Source organism: Pseudomonas sp. 57B-090624 (assembly GCF_003234055.1).
Lineage (GTDB): Bacteria > Pseudomonadota > Gammaproteobacteria > Pseudomonadales > Pseudomonadaceae > Metapseudomonas > Metapseudomonas tohonis.
On record NZ_QKRU01000009.1, the window covers coordinates 117,528 to 134,598 of the forward strand.

Consider the following 17,071-nt stretch of genomic DNA (forward strand, 5'->3'; position numbering starts at 1 on the left):
CGGTTGGACTGGGCGCCAGGGTAGGGGGCCGGGCGCCGCCGTCACAGAGGCAAAGATGACGCCGGATATGCGGATGCCGACAACGGGTTCCTGTCAGTCGAAGCGGAATTTGCGCCGATAGGCCGCTGGCGTCAGGCCGATGCGCTCGCGGAACAGGCGCACGAACGAGCTGCCGTCCTGGTAGCCCACGGCCTGGGCGATGTCTTCCACGCGCTGGTTGCCGGTTTCCAGCAGCGCCCTGGCGGCCTCGATGCGCAGGTTCTGCAGGTAGGCCAGGGGCGTCGTCTCCACGGCCTGCTGGAAGCGCCGTATCAACGTGCGCTCGCTCACCGCCAGGCGCTGCGCCAGGTCCGCCAGGCGGACGGGCTCGGCCAGGTGCCGTTCCAGGTGGTCCTGGGCCCGGCGCACCAGCGCGTCCTCGTGGGAGCGGTGCGCCAGAAGCGGCAGGAAGGGGGTCTGCAGTGTCTGGCTGACGTCGATCAGCAGGCTCTTCGCGCAGCGCGCCGCCAGGGCCGCCCCGGAATGGCGCTCGACGGTCTGGATCGACTGCAGGTGGTAGGACGACAGCGCCCCGGCGCAGAACAGCCGGTCGGCCTGGGTGAGGATGGGCGCCATCTGCAGGTCCACCGCCGGGAACCAGGAGCGGAACTGCTCCTCCAGCCACCAGGTGGTGGTCGCGACCCGACCGTCGAGCAGGCCCGTGTCGGCCAGCAGGAAGGTGCCGGTGCAGGTGGCGATCAGCTCGGCACCCATCTCCCACTGGTGCACCAGCCACTGCGGGCGTTGCTGGTCGAGCAGGGCGCGGAAGCCGTGGTAGCCCGGGTAGTGGCAGGCGGGGATGTAGACGATGTCGAAACGCTCGTCCGCCTCGGCCCGCCGTGACTTCAGCGGCAACCCGTTGCTCGCCGTGACCTGCCGCGCAGCGGAGATGAACGACCAGCTGTACTGCTCCGCCGAGCCCTGTGCGGCGAGGTGCGCATTGGCCACCTGCATGACATCGGCGAAACCGCTGACGCTGGAGGCGTAGCACTGGTCGTAGAGGTAGATGGCCGCAACGGGCATGTTGGCGTTATCCGCATGGAAGTGGCGTCTTTTTACACCTGCGTGGGGGCGCACGCAAAAGCTTCGGCCCATCCCATCTCACCAGTGCGGCCCGCCGAGCCACTGCGCGGGTGTGCTCTCCGTAGGATGGGTGGAGCTGTGCGAAACCCATGCTGTGCCGTGCCACGGTGGAACCGCGCATGGTGGACGGGTGAAGCGTCGTCCACCCTACATGGGCGGCATGCGCGAAGGTGGGCGATGGGGCCTGCGGTGGTCGGCTGGGAGTAATCGCGAATGAATTCGCTCCCACAAGAGCGCTGGTACGGCGCGTGGATTTATTTACTCGTGCGCCCGGCATCGACATAGTGGCCTGCCGGTTCGAGGAAGGGCCGGTCTGTTTCCACCCATCTCAATGTCTAGGGACTGGCGCATGAACACCCGTATCGACGTGACGGCGACCCCGAGCGAGGACGACCGCGCCGCCATCCTCAAGCCCTTGCGGGCGCACAACCGGGCCAAGGCCGGCGACCCGCAGCGCGAAACGCTGGCACTGCTGGTGCGTGACGAGCGGACCGACGAGGTGATCGGCGGGCTCTACGGGGAGATCTTCTACCGCTGGCTGTACATCGAGCTGCTGGCCATCCCCGAGCAGGCGCGGGGGCAGGGCACGGGATCGCAATTGATGGAAATGGCCGAACGCGCGGCGCGCGAGAAGGGCTGTGTCGGCATCTGGCTGGACACCTTCGATTTCCAGGCGCCGGAGTTCTACAAGCGCCACGGCTACACCGCGTTCGGGCAGGTCGAGGACTTCCCGCCGGGGCACCGGCGTTTCTACTTCCAGAAGCGGCTGGATTGATGGGCGGGTGCCCTCGGTGTGACGGCACGCAGGGCGACGGCGCCGTCCTGGCAGCTGCCGTGTCGGCCGCTCAAGCCCCTCGCACGATCTCGTCCCAGGCCGTGGGGGCCGAGAAAAGCTCGGCGATGAACCCCACGAACGCCTTGACGTTGGGGCTGCCCCGGCGGCTTTCCGGCCACAGCGCGGTGATGGCGGAACGGTCGACCACGTACTCGGGGAAGAGCGGCGTCAGCTCACCGCGAGCGACGTAGGGGGCCGCGACATAGGTCGGCGAGATGCCGATCCCGCCACCGGCCGCGAGCACGGCGGCCACCGCGTCGCTGGCATCGATGACGATGGCCGGGTCCGGCTCCACCTCGACCACTTTCCCATCCACGCTGAACGGCCAGCGCAGTGCCTGGCCGGAACTCTGGTAGCGGAAGTTCACGCAGTCATGGTGGGCCAGGTCGCTGAGTTGCCGCGGCGTACCGTGCCTGGCCAGGTAGGCCGGTGAGGCGAACGCGGCGATCCGGTGAGGCCCCAGGCTCTTCGAGATCAGCCGTGAATCCGCCAGGTTGCCCACGCGCACCGCGACGTCGATGCCCTGCTCGATGATGTCCGCGTAGGGGTCGCCCAGGCGCAGGTCGATGGTGAGCCTGGGGTAGCGCTCGCGAAACCGTGGGATGGCTGGCGCGAGGATGTTCAGGCCGATGGGCGGCGGGGCGGTGATCTTCAACAGGCCGGAGGGTTCGGCGCGCGTGGCGACGGCGGCCTGCTCGATGTCTTCCACCTCGCGCAGCAGGCGCAGCGCCCGCTCGTACAGGTCCTGCCCCTCCGGCGTCAGGGTGAGCGAGCGGGTCGTCCGGCTGAACAGCTTCAGCTCGAAGTGCTGCTCCAGGCGCTGCACGCTCTTGCTGATGGCCGATGGGGACACGGCCAGGTCCCGGGCCGCAGCGGTGAAGCTGCCCAGGGAGGCCGCGCGGGCGAATGCGATGAGACCGGTCAGGCGGTCCAGGCCAATTGATTCCTTCATGGCATAAGTAAAGCGACATGCGGCCTGATTATCAATGCGAGGTCCCGCCATTAGCCTTCTCCCATCGACGCCACTTCGGCGTTTCAGGAGATGACCCATGACTTTCCCTCTCGCTCTCGATCACGCTTTGCCCACCGATCTGAATGGCCGCACCGTGGTGATCTTCGGCGGCACCTCCGGCATCGGCCTGGCCGCCGCCATCCAGGCCAAGGCCCAGGGTGCCCACGTCACCGTGATCGGCTCCGATGCCACCCGTGCCGAACGGGCCGCCCGCGACAACGGCCTGGACGCCTGGCGCGCAGCGGACGTGACCGATGGCGATGCCGTCCAGGCCGCGCTGGCGGATATCCCGAAAGTCGACCACCTGGTCTTGCTCGCGGGCTCCTATGCAGTGGGCAAGGTGCTGAATGCCGAGCTCGACCAGCTGCGCCGGGCGTTCGATGAGCGCATGTGGGCGTCGGTGCACGCCATTCGCGCCCTGGGTGAGCGCCTGGCGAAAGACGGCTCCATCACCTTCATTTCCGGAATGCTGTCGGAGCGCCCCAACGCCCACGGCACAGCCGTGCTGGCCGCCGCCTCCGCCGCCATGGAGGCGCTGGCGCGTGGTCTTGCGCTGGAACTGGCGCCGATCCGGGTCAACACCCTGTCGCCCGGCCCGATCGACACCCCGCTCTTCGGCAAGGCGCTGGGCGAGGGGCGCGATGCCTTCGTCGCGGCGCTGGAACAGACGTTGCCGCTGCACCGCCTCGGCACCGCGGTGGAGGCGGGCGCTGCTACGGTCTTTCTGATGAGCAACGGCTTCATGAATGGCGCGACCTTGAACATCGACGGCGGTGCCAGGCTGGTCTGAATGGCCCGGCATCAATCCAGGAGCGGAGCTTGCGGATACTCCCGGACTGAGCCGACGGCGGCGTTTACCAGGCTGGGGTCGACATTGGCGGGCATGGCAGGAGCAGGGCGCCGACGGCGGCGGCCTCGCCCGACCCACCATCGGAGGCACAGCCGGCCAGGCCCGCGAGTGACAGCGCGATGGCAAGCCGGCTGGTGGTTTTGAAGGCATTCGCAAGCATGGCGCGGCTCAGCGCTTCACGCAGACGAACAGGGCGTTGCCGGAGGTGCCATTCCAGGGGGTGATGCGTTCGTAGTCATGCTCGAACAGGTGCACCTCGAACTGCGGCTGCAACAGCTGCTGCAGCTCGGCGAAGCTCAGGGCGACCATGGGGTGCTCGTCCTGCCAGGCCTGGGTCACGCCGGCCGTGGTCTTCTCGATGCCGAGGCGCAGTGCCTGGCGGTCGCCTTCCCCCGCGTAATACCAGCCGGAACCGAAGGTGAACAGGCTGCCCTCGTGCTCCACGGTGTGGCGCACGAAGGAGCGGTTGTCGATCTGGGCCTTGTCCACCGTGTTGAAGCAGAACACGCCGTCTTCCGCGAGCGCGTCATGGACGCTGGCCAGGCACGCCCGCAACTGCTGCAGATCCGGGTTGTAGTGGATGGAGTAGAGGAAGCAGGTGATCAGGTCCTGGGGTTCGTCCACCCGGAAGCTGGCCATGTCCTGCCGGCTGAACGCGGCCTCGGGGCAGCGCGCCTGGGCGATATCCAGCATCGGCTGGTTGATGTCCAGGCCGGCGCTGCGGTAGCCGAAGTCGAGGAAGTGGCGCACGTGCGGGCCGGTGCCGCAGGCGAGGTCCAGGTGCCTGCGACCCGGGTTGCCGAACAGCTGCTGCAGTCGTCGCACGCTGTCGCTCTGTGCGCGGTAGTCGATGTCGGCGCACATCAGGTCGTAGTAATGGGACAGGTCGGTGTACAGCGCGTTGGAGGACATAGGCGGCCAGAGGGGTCGATGGAGTGTCGGCGCGGCATGGTACTTCAGCGGCGCGAATTCCTCTCCTGCAGGATGGCCGAGGCCTGGTTATAGGCGCTCTGGAAGGCGTCGCTGCCCATCCATTCCAGGGCCGTATCCGGGTCTTCACCGTGGAAGATGTCCCGGTAGGTCGTCAGCAGCGCCATGGTGAAATTGATCGCCGAATCCGGCGTCTGCTCCGCGAGCACCCGTTCCAGCACCGGGTACTGGAGGAATACCACGCACATCGCCAGCAGGCTGATGCGCTCGCCGTACCTCATCATCCGGAACAGGTCGTCGTAGTCTGCCGGGTTGAAACCATTCGCTTCGATGTCCTTGAAATCGAAGGCGTCCAGGTCGATCAGCACCCTGTGAAACGGCTCGTTGATCAGCGGGTCGGCCAGAAGAGGATGCAGGGCGGTGGTCCTGGGTTTCCCCGAGCGGTTCTGTTTCGCCTTGGCTTTGGCTCGCTGGGCTCGTTTTCGCTGTTTGTCGGCGGATGCCATGAGTGGACTCCTCATGTGGTGTGGCTGTGTTCGTGTTGCGCAATGCTCATCCAGCCCGGGTCGGGCGCCCTGGCTTCATGCCTGCTGGCTGGGGCCTTCAGTGAATCGTTGGGAAGCGCTCCTTCACCAGCATCTCGGCCTGGTAGGCCATCTGGTCGAGCAGGCGGTCGCGTTTGCTCTCGGCCTCGCTCAGGGCCTTCTTGCCGTGCTGCTGAACCAGGTAGGCGTGGATCTGCCGCACTTCTCTGGACTCGAATATCGGCGCGAGGTTCTGCACCGCCACCATGCCGTTGGAGCGATGGGCGCGGGTGTTCAGCAGGACATGCGGCCCTTGCGCGGCCAGCACCCGGAAGCCCATCGCCTCGAAGACCGGCGCCTTGCCGGCCGCGCAGGCCACTTCGACATGGGGGCGCTGCTCGATCACGCGCTGCAGCATGGCCCGGGCGATGCCGTTCCGACGGTGGCTGGCCTGGACGGCGAGGTAGGCCAGGGTGGCGGCCTCGGCATCGTCCTGGCTCGGCAGGTACAGGGCGAAGCCGCGAACCTGCGACGGGTCTTCATCGTCCAGGGCCAGGACCAGGCGTGCGCTGCTGGCCTGGGTGGCGTCCATGGCCTGCAGGTACAGGTGCACCTCGTAGCCGATCACGTACTGATACAGCTGATAGAGCGGATTGCTGGGCGTCAGCGACACCGGGCTGATGTCGCTGAAGTAGTCCACCACCATCTGCAGAACCTGATTCTTCAGGGACTCGGGCGGCGGTGTGTCCAGGTGTACGAGGGTGAACATGGTGAAGCGGGCTCCGGGCGTGCCCGATCCGGGGAATCGGCGCGGGCGACATTGTAGCGCCGGAGTGCGTGTTCGCCGCCCCCGCCCGAGCGTTTTTCGAGCACATGAATGTGAGCCGGTGGGGGGCTCGAGGGGAGGATCACGTCTCATGCGGGGTCGAACTCACCCGGGTCGGCCGCTGCCTGATCACGACGGGCAAGGACTGCGGCGGCAAGAACGTGACCGCCGGGATCGAGCACGCCTTCCCGCTGCCACTTGGCGAGCGAGTTCGGGCCAGCCTCTACATCTGGATTTCCGCCAACGCTCTTCGTAGCGGTGCGTCGGAAATCTGGATGGGGCCGTGGAAGGGGATATCCATGTCCAGCACCAGATAGACCGAGGCTGCGATCAGCATCGCCGAGGTGGTGAACATGCTGACCACCATCGGGTTGCGCGGAGCCCGGTAGCCGAAGCTTGCGTAGATCAGGGTCATCCAGGCGACCAGCATGCCGATCAGGGGCAGGGGCATCGTGCCCTCGGACTGTTCGACGATTCTCCAGCGCTGTTCGACCAGCGAGTGATATTGCTGGCGAAGGTCGCTCAGCTGGGTTTCCTGGTATCGGTTGTGGGGCTTGATGGCAGCGAGCGCCACGCCGATCTCGTCCAAAAATTGCGTGGCGGGGCTCGTGCGGTGCTGCAGGGCTTCATCGCCCCGGTAGGGGTTGGCGATGGCGCGCTCGACATACGCGGCCAGGTGGTTGCGTGTGCTCTGCGCATCCTCGCCATAGTTCTTCAGCGTACGGTCGAAAATGATCAGGCTCGTGGCGTAGCCGTGCATGCTGGCGTCGATGCCCTCGAAGGTGTTCTTGGCCGAATTGATCATCAGGCCGAACACCAGTGAGGTCATGACGACGAAGATGTTGGCGACCAGCCGCACCACGGTATTGGTGTCCTCGTCGCGGTGCCGGGCCGAGAGCTTGGGGTACAGCTGCATCATCAGCAGGGATGCCGCCAGCAGGCAGGTGAATGTCCCTAGCGCAATCCAGATGGGTTCCATAGGCGTCGTTCTCGTTATCCGCGCGGGCAGGTTGGGGCAGTACCACGTTAGCTGCGCGAGCAACACGCCGCTGTGCTTTTCGAACGGTACCGGTGCATTTGGTTCTGGCGACCCGGTTCCGCGGGAGTTCGCCGTTCTCGACACCGGCTGCTGGCTGCCGGCGTCGGCGGGATGCCGCGCAAGGGCTAGACTCGGCAGATCGTTATGTCCCTGCAGGAGGGGTTCGTATGTCCAGGCTCACTACATTGCTGGCGGCGCTTCTCGGAGGGGCCCTGATCATCGCGGCCCCCGCGATGGCCGACCCGGGAAACGGCAAGGGCAACAAGCACGACAAGGGCGGCCAGCATGGCGGCCAGGGGCACCAGGGCCAGGGCGGGGGGAATGACTGGCAGGGTGGCCCGAGCGTCGATATCGGCGGCGTGAGGATCATCCTCGATGACAACCGTGGCTACTGGAGCCCCGGCGCCCCGCTGCCGCCGGGCATCCAGAAGAACCTGGCACGGGGCAAGCCGCTTCCGCCCGGGATCGCCAGGAAGCTCGACAGCCGGCTGCTCGGCAGGCTTCCCCATTACGAGGGCTACGAGTGGCAGCAGGCCGGTACCGATCTGTTGCTGATCGCCATCGCCACGGGCGTGATCCAGGACGTGCTGCACGGGGTACTGGACTGACCCCGCCCTCGCTCAAGGCTCGGCGGGCGATTCATAGCGGCGCCGTATGCGCTCCAGCTCGCCCGAGCGCCGCAGCTGCTCCAGCGCGCGGGCCCAGGCGTCGATCAGCGCGTCGTCGCAATCGCGGCTGAAGGCGATGTACAGGGATGAGCGATAGACCTCGACGGGCACCCGGCGCAGGGTGTCCGGCGCGATACCCAGCTGGCGGCTGTAGTAGCTCACGCCCGCATCGGTATCGCCGATGATCAACTCGGTTCGCCTGGCCAGCAGCATGCGGTAGAGCTGCTGGCTTTCTGCTGCGCTCTTGTCGAGGTTGGTGAAGCCGAGCGACTCCAGCACCCTCGGCACCAGGCCGGCGTGGCGGGTGGTGAGGCGTGGCGCATGCATCAGTTGCTCCAGTGAGCTCACCGGGACGGGGGTGTCGGACAACTGGTAGGGATGGATCGATTCTTCGACGATAGGCCCGACCCACTTGTACAGCGGTTCCCGGTCCGGCGTGCGGAACATCGAGTACATGATGGTCCCGGGGCGGGTCTGCAGCATGTGGGCGGCGCGCATGCTGGGCATTACCGCGATCTCGAAGCCGTCCCCGGTGCGCGCCATGATGGCCCGCACGACCTCCGTGGCCATGCCGGTCAGCTGGCCGTTCTCAAGGTAGTTGTAGGGCGCCCACTCTTCGGTGACGACCTGGTATCGCTCCGCCCTGGCCGTGGTGCCGAGCACCAGGCAGAGCAGCGCTGCAGTAAAGACCGACTTCACATGTTCTGCCTGGTGGACTGGAGCCGTTCGGGGAGGGAATCGGGGGCAAGCATAGCGGCGGTATCAGGCCGGATACACCATAAGACCGAACGCTGCGCGCCGCTGGGACGATGCGCGCAGCCGGCGGGGTGGTTATTCCAGATGCTCCGGCTTCACCGGTTCGCCGTATTGTGCGTTCAGTTGCTCCCGCACATCCGCGAACATCGCGTCGTAGTGCTTGTGCATCGAGCCGATGCTGCTCAGGGCCTTGGGAATGCCGTACTTCTCCGCGATCTTGGTCACGTTGCTGGCGAAGTTGTAGGCCAGGTCCTTGGGCAGGAAGAAGGTTTCCTTGAGCTCCTTGCCCATGATGCTGCCGTGCAGGGTGAAGAGCATGCCCTTGCCTTCCTTCGGGTCCTGGGAGACTTGGTAGTCGATGCACAGGTCGTAGCTCACATCGTGCTCGTTCAGTGCATGGCGCTCGATGTGCAGGCGACCGGGTTCGAACGTGGCCATGGGGTTCTCCTCCTTAAGATGCGGGTTGCCGGCTGGGGGCGGGTTTCGCCGGGCGGGGCGTCGGTCATTGAACGCTAGTTTGTCTTCGGGCTTTGTAAAGCGGGCTTCCCGGCGGGTGCGCACGCGCGATCGCCGGCCCACGGACGTTCGTCGGCAGGCGGAACCGGCTTTTTTGTGCTTGTTTGAATCACTGGGTGGCGGCCTCGTGGTGAGGCCCTCTCTGGCAGGGGAGCCGCGGGAATGACGCAACCGGCACAGAAGCTTCGCTTGAGTGCACTGATCGCCCTGGTCGTGGGTTCGATGATCGGCGGCGGGATATTTTCGTTGCCGCAGAACATGGCCGAGCGGGCCGATGCCGGCGCGATACTGATCGGCTGGTCGATCACAGCGGTGGGCATGCTGACGCTGGCCTTCGTGTTCCAGACCCTGGCCAACCGCAAGCCGGAATTGAACTCCGGCGTCTACGCGTACGCCAAGGCCGGGTTCGGCGACTACATGGGGTTCTCTTCGGCCTGGGGCTACTGGATCAGCGCCTGGCTGGGCAATGTCGGCTACTTCGTCCTGCTGTTCAGCACCCTCGGCTATTTCTTCCCGGTGTTCGGCCAGGGCAATACGCCGATCGCCATAGGCTGCGCCTCGCTGCTGCTGTGGTCCGTGCACGTTCTGGTGATGCGCGGGATCAAGGAAGCGGCGTTCATCAACCAGCTCACCACCGTGGCCAAGGTGGTGCCGCTGGTGATGTTCATCGTCATCGCCGCCGTCGCCTTCAAGGCCGAAATCTTCACCCGCGACATCTGGGGCAGCAGCAACCCGAAGTTCGGCAGCGTGATGGAGCAGGTGCGCAACATGATGCTGGTGACGGTGTTCGTCTTCATCGGCATCGAGGGGGCCAGCGTGTATTCCGCGAGGGCGGAGAAGCGCGCCGACGTGGGGCGCGCCACCGTCATCGGTTTCCTCGGCGTGCTGGCGCTGCTGGTGCTGGTCAACCTGCTGTCGCTGGGCATCATGAGCCAGCCAGAACTGGCGCAGTTGCAGAACCCGTCGCTGGCGGCGGTGCTGGAGCGCATAGTCGGCCCCTGGGGGGCGTTGCTGATCAGTGTCGGGCTGGCCATCTCCCTGCTCGGGGCCCTGCTGTCGTGGGCGCTGCTCTGCGCGGAAATCCTCTACGCCACGGCCAAGGACCGGACCATGCCGGCATTCCTCTGCCGGGAAAACGCCCAGCATGTGCCGGTCAACGCCCTGTGGCTGACCAATGGGATGATCCAGCTGTTCCTGCTGATCACGCTGTTCTCCGCCGGCACCTACACCAGCCTGATCTACCTCGCGTCGTCGATGATCCTGGTGCCCTACCTGTGGTCCGCCGCCTATGCGCTGCTGCTGAGCCAGCGCGGCGAGACCTACGAGGGGGCCGCAGGGGAGCGTGCGCGCGACATGTTCGTCAGCGGCATCGCGCTGAGCTACGCGGTCTGGCTGCTGTACGCCGGCGGGGTGAAGTACCTGCTGCTCTCGGCCCTGCTCTACGCGCCCGGGGTGCTGCTGTTCGCCAAGGCCAAGCACGAGCAGGGCGAACCGCTGTTCACCTCGATCGAGAGGGGCATCTTCGCCTGCGTGATCCTTGGCGCCGGGGTGGCGGCCTATGGCCTGTACAGCGGGTTGCTGACGTTGTGAGGCGAGCGACGGGTTCCAGGGCGGGGTGGCGATAGGCGCCCGCCGCGAAAGCACGTGGAGCTCGTTGTGATTTGCGTGTCTGCGTCGCGGATTTATCCCGTGCTTTGCCGCACGCTCGCCGTCCGCCACCAGGCCGACCTTTCACGGAAGAATCCCATGTCATCGCTCTCTCTGAACCTGTACATGAAAGCGGACGGCGCTGCCGCGCAGGACGCCATCCGCACCTTCGTGCGCCATGTGAACGCGCAGGACTACGCGGCGGTGGAGGCGATGGACGTCGAGGAGACGCTCTACGATGTCGACGACATCTTCGCGGCGGCCATCACCCTGCGCGAGAGCGACGGGCTGTTCCACCTGGAGTTCGAGTCGGCCAGCTCCCTGGAGGTCGAGGTGCTGGTGGCGTTCTTCCATTTCCTTGGCGCGACCGAGATCGAGATCAGCGCCTTCGACTCGAGCACCGCGGAAACCTTCTACATGGATGACGCGTGCGAGTACTTCGACGACCATGCCGCGCGCCCGTGGCGCTGGCTGCCTTCGCCGACCTCTGGCTTCGTCGGCCGGCACGTGGTGGTCACCGGCGCCTTCAGGGACTACACCCGGCCGCAACTGGAGGCGCTGATCGCCCAGAAGGGCGGCATCATCCAGAAGTCCGTCAACGGCAAGACCACGCTGCTGGTGATGGGCAGCAAGCCGGGGGCCGACAAGACCGGCAAGGCCGAAGCCCTTGGCATCAGGACCATGGATGAGGACGAGCTGCTGGATGTGCTGGCAGGTGGCGAGACGCTTGCGGTGGATAGCGAGGCGCCTCAGCAGGAGCAGCAAGACGGCCCCGTCATCGCCTACCAGTACTGCTTTCCGGACAAGGACGCCCCGGTCGTCTCGCTGCCCGCCGAGGTACTCGAAGACGTGCTCGCCGTGCTGCGTGGGTGCGGCTACCTCAACGAGCACTACTACCAGGCGCAGCTCGAAAGCGCGCGGGAGTGGCATCCGGGCCTGGCCGCGAAGTTCAAGGCGTATCGCCATGCGCGGGACATCCCGGCCGAACTGCGTGGCCCGCTGGACCCGAAGACGGCATGGGGCATCTCCCACCTGTTCCGCGACCACCACACGAAGATCACCCGCTACGCGCCCTACCTCTTCGAGGCCGACGAGAAGGGCTATGGGCATGCGCTGGCGCGGATCGCCGCCTACTCGGGGCTGCCGCTGGAGGATATCCAGTACCGGAGCAAGCCGGGCACCCAGGGCAGCTTCACGCTCAGTTGCCGGTTCGAGGGCAGGCCCTACAGCGCGTCGTTCAAGTTCTCCGAGGACACCTTTCCCAAGCCGTTCCTGCGGCTGCTGCACGACATGGCCTCGGAGAGCGAGGCGTGGGACTTCATCTTCCACACGCGCCCTGGCGAGCCCTCGTACGCGGTGATACCCCGTGCGCTGGCGCAAGGGTTGGCGCGGCACGGTTTCCTCAAGCCCCTGTACACGCGGGCCATCTGAGCGCGGGTGTTCGAGCGGTCACCGGGGTAGGCGGCGCCGCTCGTTGCATCCGACAACCCGTCGATCAGGCCTCGTCCGCCCGCGCCAGCATCGCGGGAATCCTGCTGCGCCGGTTCGCCTCCTTCGCCAGCTGGCGTTCTTCCTCGCTGGCGAAGTCACGGTCCCAGGCCAGCACCTTGGGCGTCATCAGCCGGTGCCACAGCGGCGGGATCATCGCCACCAGGATGGTGGTCAGGTAGCCGCCGATCATCATCGGTGCGTCCGGGAAGGGGCGCAGGTCCTGGTAGGGCACTTCGCCCTGGGCATGGTGATGGGAGTGGCGGGTCAGGTTGAACATGGCCCAGGAGCTGATGCGCCGGTTGGTGTTCCAGGAGTGGCGAGGCTGCACCGGGGTGGCCGGGTTGCGGACCATGCCGTAGTGCTCCATGTAGTTGACGATCTCCAGCAATGCCTTCCCCCATAGCGCGCAGGCCACGAAGAACAGCGCCGCCGGCCAGCCGCCGATGCCGAAGGCGGCCGCCACCAGCAGCAGGCTCATGCCATGCCCCCGCAGCACCGCGTTGTGCCAGCCGAACAGGCTCTGCCCCTTGCGGGCGAGCCGGCGCCGTTCGATGCGCCAGGCGCTCAGGTTGCCCTTGAGCGTCGAGGCGAGCACATGGACATAGACGTTGCGCCCACGGGGTGCGGTGGCCGGGTCTTCGGTGGTGGAGACGTAGCGGTGATGGCCGTAGACGTGCTCGATGGAAAACACCGTGTCGAAGCTGAAGGCCAGCAGCCAGCGCCCGATCAGCATGGAGACCGGGTCCCAGGTGCGATGGGTGAGTTCATGGGCGGTGATGGTGCCGATCATGCCGATCATCAGCCCGGTGAGCAGCCAGGCGGAGAGGTGATGGCCGATGGCGGTGGCGTCGCGGGCGGCGAGCAGGTCCTGACCGCTCAGGCGCCCCAGGGCGGCGCCGAAGCCCAGCGGATCACCCTCGCTGACGCTCCACAGCGCCGTGAAGACGATCAGCCCCAGCAGGGGCAGGGCCAGCCAGAGCTGGGCGGTGAGGATGGCCGGGTACGTGAAGCGCGGGGTGCTGGTGTCATCCCCCGCGAACGCATCGCCGATCAGGTAGAAGGCCAGGACGGCCAGCAGCCCAGCGGTCGTCCAGGGGCCGCCGGCGAGCAGCGACAGCACGGCGGCCAGCCCGACGACGTGGAACAGGAAGAATTTGAGGTAGTGCAACGGATTCATGGCGGTTTCTCTTGTTGTAGGGTTCAGGCGCCAACGGCCGCCGGGTGCGGGGCCGTGGTGAAGCGGTCGGCGTGGATGTTGCCGGGCGCCAGCCCCCGCTCGCGAAGCAGGGCGGTGGCGCTGTCGATCATCCCGGGCGGGCCGCACAGGTAGGCGTGCGCGCCCGTCTCCAACAGCGCCGGGATGTGCTCGGTGACCAGGCCGCGTGCGCCGCTCCAGCGCGTATCAGGGGCGCTCTGCGACAGCACCGGGACGAAGCGGAAGGGGGCGGGCCACTGCGCGGCGAGGCTGGCGATTTCGTCCAGGGCGTAGAGGTCGTGCTCCTGGCGCGCGCCGAACAGCAGGGTGGCGGGGCGCCCGGGGGTGTTGGCCAGGGCGTCCTGCAGGATCGCCAGCAGGGGCGCGAGGCCGCTGCCGCCTGCGACCATCAGCAACGGCGCTGCCGAGGGGTGCAGGTGGAACTCGCCCTGCGGCCCCTCCAGGCTCAGGCCCTGGCCGAGCAGCGAGCGCTCGTCGACCAGGCCGGTGAACGACCCGCCGGGCACCTTGCGGATGAAGAAGGCCACCTGGCCATCCGGGCGCGGGGGCGTGGCGAAGGAGAACAGCCGTGGCTGGCCGGGCAGGGCATCGAGCGTCAGCGCCGCGTACTGGCCCGCCTTGTAGGGCAACGCGTCCTGCAACTGCACCACCAGCCGGGTGATGTCGTGGGTGAGCCTCGCCTGGCCGACGACCTTGCCGCGCACCCGGCGCATGGCCGCGTGGCGTGTGAGGTCGACCTCGATGCGCAGGTCCCCCAGCGGCACGCTCTGGCAGGCGAGTATGTAGCCCTGGTCGAGCTCCTCGTCGTCGAGGATGTAGCTGGCCTCGGTCAGCTCACGCACCCGGCCCGCCAGCAGCCGGCACTTGCAGGTGGCGCAACCGCCGACCCGGCAGCTGTGGGGGAAGTCGATGCCGTGGCGCAGCGCGGCGTGCAGCAGGGTTTCCCTGGGGTTCGCCCTGATCTCGACATCATTGACCCGCACCGTGCTCGGGCGGTGCCTGGAAAGGAATGCGAACATGCGTCCTCCTGTTGTGCTTGTTAGGTCGGGACGGCTGCATCCTAGGGGCGTTGCGTGCGGGGCGGAGAGGGCCTCAATTGACATTGTGGGGGTCATTAATTGACACTTTTTCCCCTGCCCATCCGCCCGTGAAACACAGACGCCGATGCCTGACTTCCTGCTTCCCGTGCAGTACCTGCGACAGATCGCCGAGCAACTGCGGGTGATGGGCGTGGCGCCCGCCGAGTGGCTCGGCCATTGCGGCGTCGGGCTCGAACAACTGGATGACCCGCACTACCAGCCCCGGGTCGAGCTGTTCGGCGAACTCATCCAGCAGGCGTTGCGCTTGAGCGGGGAGCCGGCGCTGGGGCTGCTGATCGGCGAGCGGCTGGGCGTCGGCACCCATGGCGCGCTGGGTTTCGCCGCCCTGCAGGGCGGCTCGCTGCGCCAGGTCGTCGAGCTGCTGGAGCGCTACCTCGCCGTGCGCATCACGCTGGTCCGGGTGCAGCTCGAACAGGATGAGGCTGCGCAGCAGGAGCACCTGCGCTTCGTGCCCACCCATCCGCTCGGGGCGATCGAGCAGACCGTGATCGAGGCGGTGATGCTGGCGGTGAAGAACATCTTCGATGCCATCACCCCGGGCGGCGGGGCGATCAGTCGGATCAGCCTCCCGTTCCCCGAGCCGGCCTACGCCGAGCTGGCCAGCCAGATGTACGGCTGCCCCGTGTGCTACGCGCAACCCCGGGCCGCCTTCACCCTCGGCACGGCGCTGCTGGATACGCCGCTGCGCATGGCCGACCCGGCGGCCTTCCGGGAGGCGGAGCTGATGTGCCAGCGCGAACTACAGAAGCTGGGGGAACCGAGCGCCCTCGGGGCCCGGGTCCGTCGGCTCATCCTGGAGCGGCAGAACGCCTTCCCGAGCCTGGTCGTCACCGCGCGTCTTCTGTGCATGACACCGCGCACGCTGCACCGCCGCCTGCTGGCCGAGGGCACCAGCTTCAAGCAGGTGCTCAAGGAGGTCCGCCATGCGCTCGCCCTGGAGCACATCAGGGCCGGGCGGCTCTCGGTGGAGGAGATCGCCCAGGTGCTCGGCTACAGCGACGTGGCCAACTTCCGGCGGGCGTTCAGGCAGTGGGAAGGCGTGGCGCCGTCGGAGTATTTGCGGGTGAAGGCGACGTAGCCGCTGCGCAGGGGGCGCTTCGAGAGCGCGAGGATGGCTTCTGTCCAGCGAGGCCGGCGCGCCCCGTCATGTGTCAAGACAGTGGGGCACGCAGGGCAGGGCGGGGTGTTTCCGGCGGCGGCCTATTGAGTGGTGTGGTCGCGGCCCCACAGGCGCACCGACTTCGGCCCTTCCACCGGGCCCTGGAACAGGAACTTCTGGCGTACGCCGGTCTTCGGCGGCACGGTGACTTCATCGACGTTTTCCATCGGCACCAGGTTGGTAGAGTAGTCGTCCTTGTCGATGGCCAGCAGGGCGCTGTTGTGGGTGAGGTTGATCAGGCGCACCGGCTTGTCGGTGAGGTTCTTGAAGCCGAACAGGACGCTCAGATTGTCGTCGACGGCTTCGACCTTCAGCAGCTTGACGTCGACCTTGCCGTCCAGCTGGTCGAGCTGGGAGATGACGAGGGCACCGTCCGCGCCCTGGGCGGACTCACGGCCTTCCGTGACGCCTTCCGAAGCGCCGCCCAGCAGGTTCTTGCCGGCGGAGATAGCGGTCGAGACCGCGGCCTTGGCCGACTCCTTGAGGGTGCTGGTGCTCTCCGCCGGCTCTTCGGCGAACGCGGTGCCCGCAGCCAGCAGCAGCGCCAACGCGATTGCGCTCCGTGAGTAGTTGCCCATGCTTGTCGCTCCTTTGTCAGCGCTGATCGGCCAGATGGTCCGGGCGGCTTTTTTAGCACAGGCACGGCCGGAAAACAGCCGAGCGCATCCAACTCGGCGGCTTTGTTTTGCGTGATGCGGTGCTCCGTTCGGTTGCGTGCCACTCGGCCCCGCAGCGACCTATCCCCCGATCTGGAACAGGTGCTCGAAGCCCTTGAGGGTGCTATCGACGAAGCGGGCGTCGCTGGTGGAGTCGGGGAGTTGCAGCACACCGTGGATGACCAGCGAGGCCAGGCCGTGGGTGTAGGACCAGCCGGCCAGGGCGGCGCGGCGGACTTCGGCGCTGTCGATGGCCTGCCCGAGGATCTCGGCAATGATGCGCTTGAGCTCGCCGAAGGCGTCATCGCGGGCCTCGCGGTAATCCACGGACAGGTCATCACCGCCCAGCTCCGGGCCGAACATCAGTTGGTACAGCGCGGGGTTGGCACGGGCGAAGCTGAAGTAGGCCAGGCTGGCGTCGCGCAGCTTCTGCAGGCCGGCATTGCCCTTGTCTTCCCGGCGCAGCGCGATGCCCAGTTCGCGAAAGCCCTGGGCGGCCAGCTGGCCCACCAGTTCGGCGCGGTTGGCGTAGTGGTGGTAGGCGGCCGTGGAGCTGACGCCGACCCGCTCCGAGACCGCGCGCAGCGACAGCTTGGTCGGCCCCACTTCCTCGAGCATCTCCCGCGCGGCCTGCAGCAGCTGCGGGGCGAGGTTGCCGACGTGGTAGGTGTCGCGGGCGCGCTGGGGTGTCTTGCTCATGCGGGGCGGGGCCTTTGTTCCGGGG

Annotated in this window: 18 protein-coding genes; 6 read left to right on the top strand and 12 right to left on the bottom strand. The window is 67.0% G+C overall.

All coding sequences use genetic code 11. From position 1 onward, the window contains the following. Positions 1-93: 93 nt before the first annotated feature. Positions 94-1,062 carry a GlxA family transcriptional regulator gene (locus DMX10_RS06350; RefSeq protein ID WP_111260301.1) on the bottom strand — a complete coding sequence of 323 codons (969 nt, stop codon included), beginning with the start codon at positions 1,060-1,062 and terminating at the stop codon, positions 94-96. Positions 1,063-1,471: 409 nt separating this feature from the next. Here DMX10_RS06350 and DMX10_RS06355 point away from each other — a divergent pair, with 409 nt between their 5' ends. Then, positions 1,472-1,897 carry a GNAT family N-acetyltransferase gene (locus DMX10_RS06355; RefSeq protein WP_111260302.1) on the top strand — a complete coding sequence of 142 codons (426 nt, stop codon included), beginning with the start codon at positions 1,472-1,474 and terminating at the stop codon, positions 1,895-1,897. Between the two features lie 70 nt (positions 1,898-1,967). On the opposite strand, the gene DMX10_RS06360 is transcribed toward DMX10_RS06355, so the two are convergent. After that, the gene (locus tag DMX10_RS06360) at positions 1,968-2,909 is read right to left on the bottom strand and encodes a LysR family transcriptional regulator (RefSeq protein ID WP_111260303.1); all 942 of its coding nucleotides are present in this window, start codon (positions 2,907-2,909) and stop codon (positions 1,968-1,970) included. Positions 2,910-3,006: 97 nt separating this feature from the next. Here DMX10_RS06360 and DMX10_RS06365 point away from each other — a divergent pair, with 97 nt between their 5' ends. Next, positions 3,007-3,759, top strand: a complete 753-nt coding sequence (locus DMX10_RS06365; protein ID WP_111260304.1) for an SDR family oxidoreductase — start codon at positions 3,007-3,009, stop codon at positions 3,757-3,759. A gap of 228 nt (positions 3,760-3,987) precedes the next feature. Here DMX10_RS06365 and DMX10_RS06370 read toward each other — a convergent pair whose 3' ends face one another. From DMX10_RS06370 to DMX10_RS06385, 4 genes are all read right to left on the bottom strand, one after another. Continuing rightward, a complete protein-coding gene (locus DMX10_RS06370) occupies positions 3,988-4,731 on the bottom strand; it encodes a class I SAM-dependent methyltransferase (RefSeq protein ID WP_111260305.1) in 744 nt (247 codons plus the stop codon). Between the two features lie 44 nt (positions 4,732-4,775). After that, positions 4,776-5,255: a hypothetical protein gene (locus DMX10_RS06375; RefSeq protein ID WP_111260306.1), complete on the bottom strand. Its 480-nt coding sequence runs from the start codon at positions 5,253-5,255 to the stop codon at positions 4,776-4,778. Positions 5,256-5,352: 97 nt separating this feature from the next. Further along, the gene (locus tag DMX10_RS06380) at positions 5,353-6,042 is read right to left on the bottom strand and encodes a GNAT family N-acetyltransferase (RefSeq protein WP_111260307.1); all 690 of its coding nucleotides are present in this window, start codon (positions 6,040-6,042) and stop codon (positions 5,353-5,355) included. Between the two features lie 280 nt (positions 6,043-6,322). Further along, positions 6,323-7,078 (bottom strand): DUF4239 domain-containing protein, encoded by a 756-nt coding sequence (locus DMX10_RS06385; RefSeq protein WP_111260308.1) that lies wholly within the window; start codon positions 7,076-7,078, stop codon positions 6,323-6,325. A gap of 227 nt (positions 7,079-7,305) precedes the next feature. Between DMX10_RS06385 and DMX10_RS06390 the strand changes: the two genes are divergently transcribed. After that, positions 7,306-7,746 carry an anti-virulence regulator CigR family protein gene (locus tag DMX10_RS06390; protein ID WP_111260309.1) on the top strand — a complete coding sequence of 147 codons (441 nt, stop codon included), beginning with the start codon at positions 7,306-7,308 and terminating at the stop codon, positions 7,744-7,746. A gap of 12 nt (positions 7,747-7,758) precedes the next feature. Here the strand turns inward: DMX10_RS06390 and DMX10_RS06395 are convergent, their stop codons facing one another. Both DMX10_RS06395 and DMX10_RS06400 read right to left on the bottom strand, forming a co-directional pair. Further along, positions 7,759-8,505: an ABC transporter substrate-binding protein gene (locus DMX10_RS06395; protein ID WP_111260310.1), complete on the bottom strand. Its 747-nt coding sequence runs from the start codon at positions 8,503-8,505 to the stop codon at positions 7,759-7,761. A 132-nt stretch (positions 8,506-8,637) separates the two neighbouring features. Beyond that, positions 8,638-9,000: a DUF5064 family protein gene (locus DMX10_RS06400; RefSeq protein WP_111260311.1), complete on the bottom strand. Its 363-nt coding sequence runs from the start codon at positions 8,998-9,000 to the stop codon at positions 8,638-8,640. A gap of 240 nt (positions 9,001-9,240) precedes the next feature. Between DMX10_RS06400 and arcD the strand changes: the two genes are divergently transcribed. Together arcD and DMX10_RS06410 are read left to right on the top strand one after the other, a co-directional pair. Further along, positions 9,241-10,668, top strand: coding sequence for an arginine-ornithine antiporter (gene arcD, locus DMX10_RS06405; protein ID WP_111260312.1), 1,428 nt, complete (start codon positions 9,241-9,243; stop codon positions 10,666-10,668). A 156-nt stretch (positions 10,669-10,824) separates the two neighbouring features. Then, entirely contained in the window at positions 10,825-12,156 is a 1,332-nt protein-coding gene (locus DMX10_RS06410; protein ID WP_111260313.1) for a BRCT domain-containing protein, read from the top strand. 64 nt (positions 12,157-12,220) lie between these two features. Here the strand turns inward: DMX10_RS06410 and DMX10_RS06415 are convergent, their stop codons facing one another. After that, positions 12,221-13,393 carry an alkane 1-monooxygenase gene (locus DMX10_RS06415; RefSeq protein WP_111260314.1) on the bottom strand — a complete coding sequence of 391 codons (1,173 nt, stop codon included), beginning with the start codon at positions 13,391-13,393 and terminating at the stop codon, positions 12,221-12,223. 23 nt (positions 13,394-13,416) lie between these two features. Beyond that, entirely contained in the window at positions 13,417-14,451 is a 1,035-nt protein-coding gene (locus tag DMX10_RS06420) for a 2Fe-2S iron-sulfur cluster binding domain-containing protein (RefSeq protein ID WP_111260315.1), read from the bottom strand. A 145-nt stretch (positions 14,452-14,596) separates the two neighbouring features. On the opposite strand from DMX10_RS06420, the gene DMX10_RS06425 reads away from it, so the two are divergent. Then, the gene (locus DMX10_RS06425) at positions 14,597-15,610 is read left to right on the top strand and encodes an AraC family transcriptional regulator (RefSeq protein WP_111260316.1); all 1,014 of its coding nucleotides are present in this window, start codon (positions 14,597-14,599) and stop codon (positions 15,608-15,610) included. A 122-nt stretch (positions 15,611-15,732) separates the two neighbouring features. Here DMX10_RS06425 and DMX10_RS06430 read toward each other — a convergent pair whose 3' ends face one another. Both DMX10_RS06430 and DMX10_RS06435 read right to left on the bottom strand, forming a co-directional pair. Continuing rightward, positions 15,733-16,269, bottom strand: coding sequence for a hypothetical protein (locus DMX10_RS06430; RefSeq protein ID WP_111260317.1), 537 nt, complete (start codon positions 16,267-16,269; stop codon positions 15,733-15,735). Positions 16,270-16,428: 159 nt separating this feature from the next. Beyond that, on the bottom strand, positions 16,429-17,046 hold the full coding sequence (locus DMX10_RS06435) for a TetR/AcrR family transcriptional regulator (protein WP_111260318.1): 618 nt from the start codon (positions 17,044-17,046) through the stop codon (positions 16,429-16,431). Between the last annotated feature and the right edge of the window lie 25 nt (positions 17,047-17,071).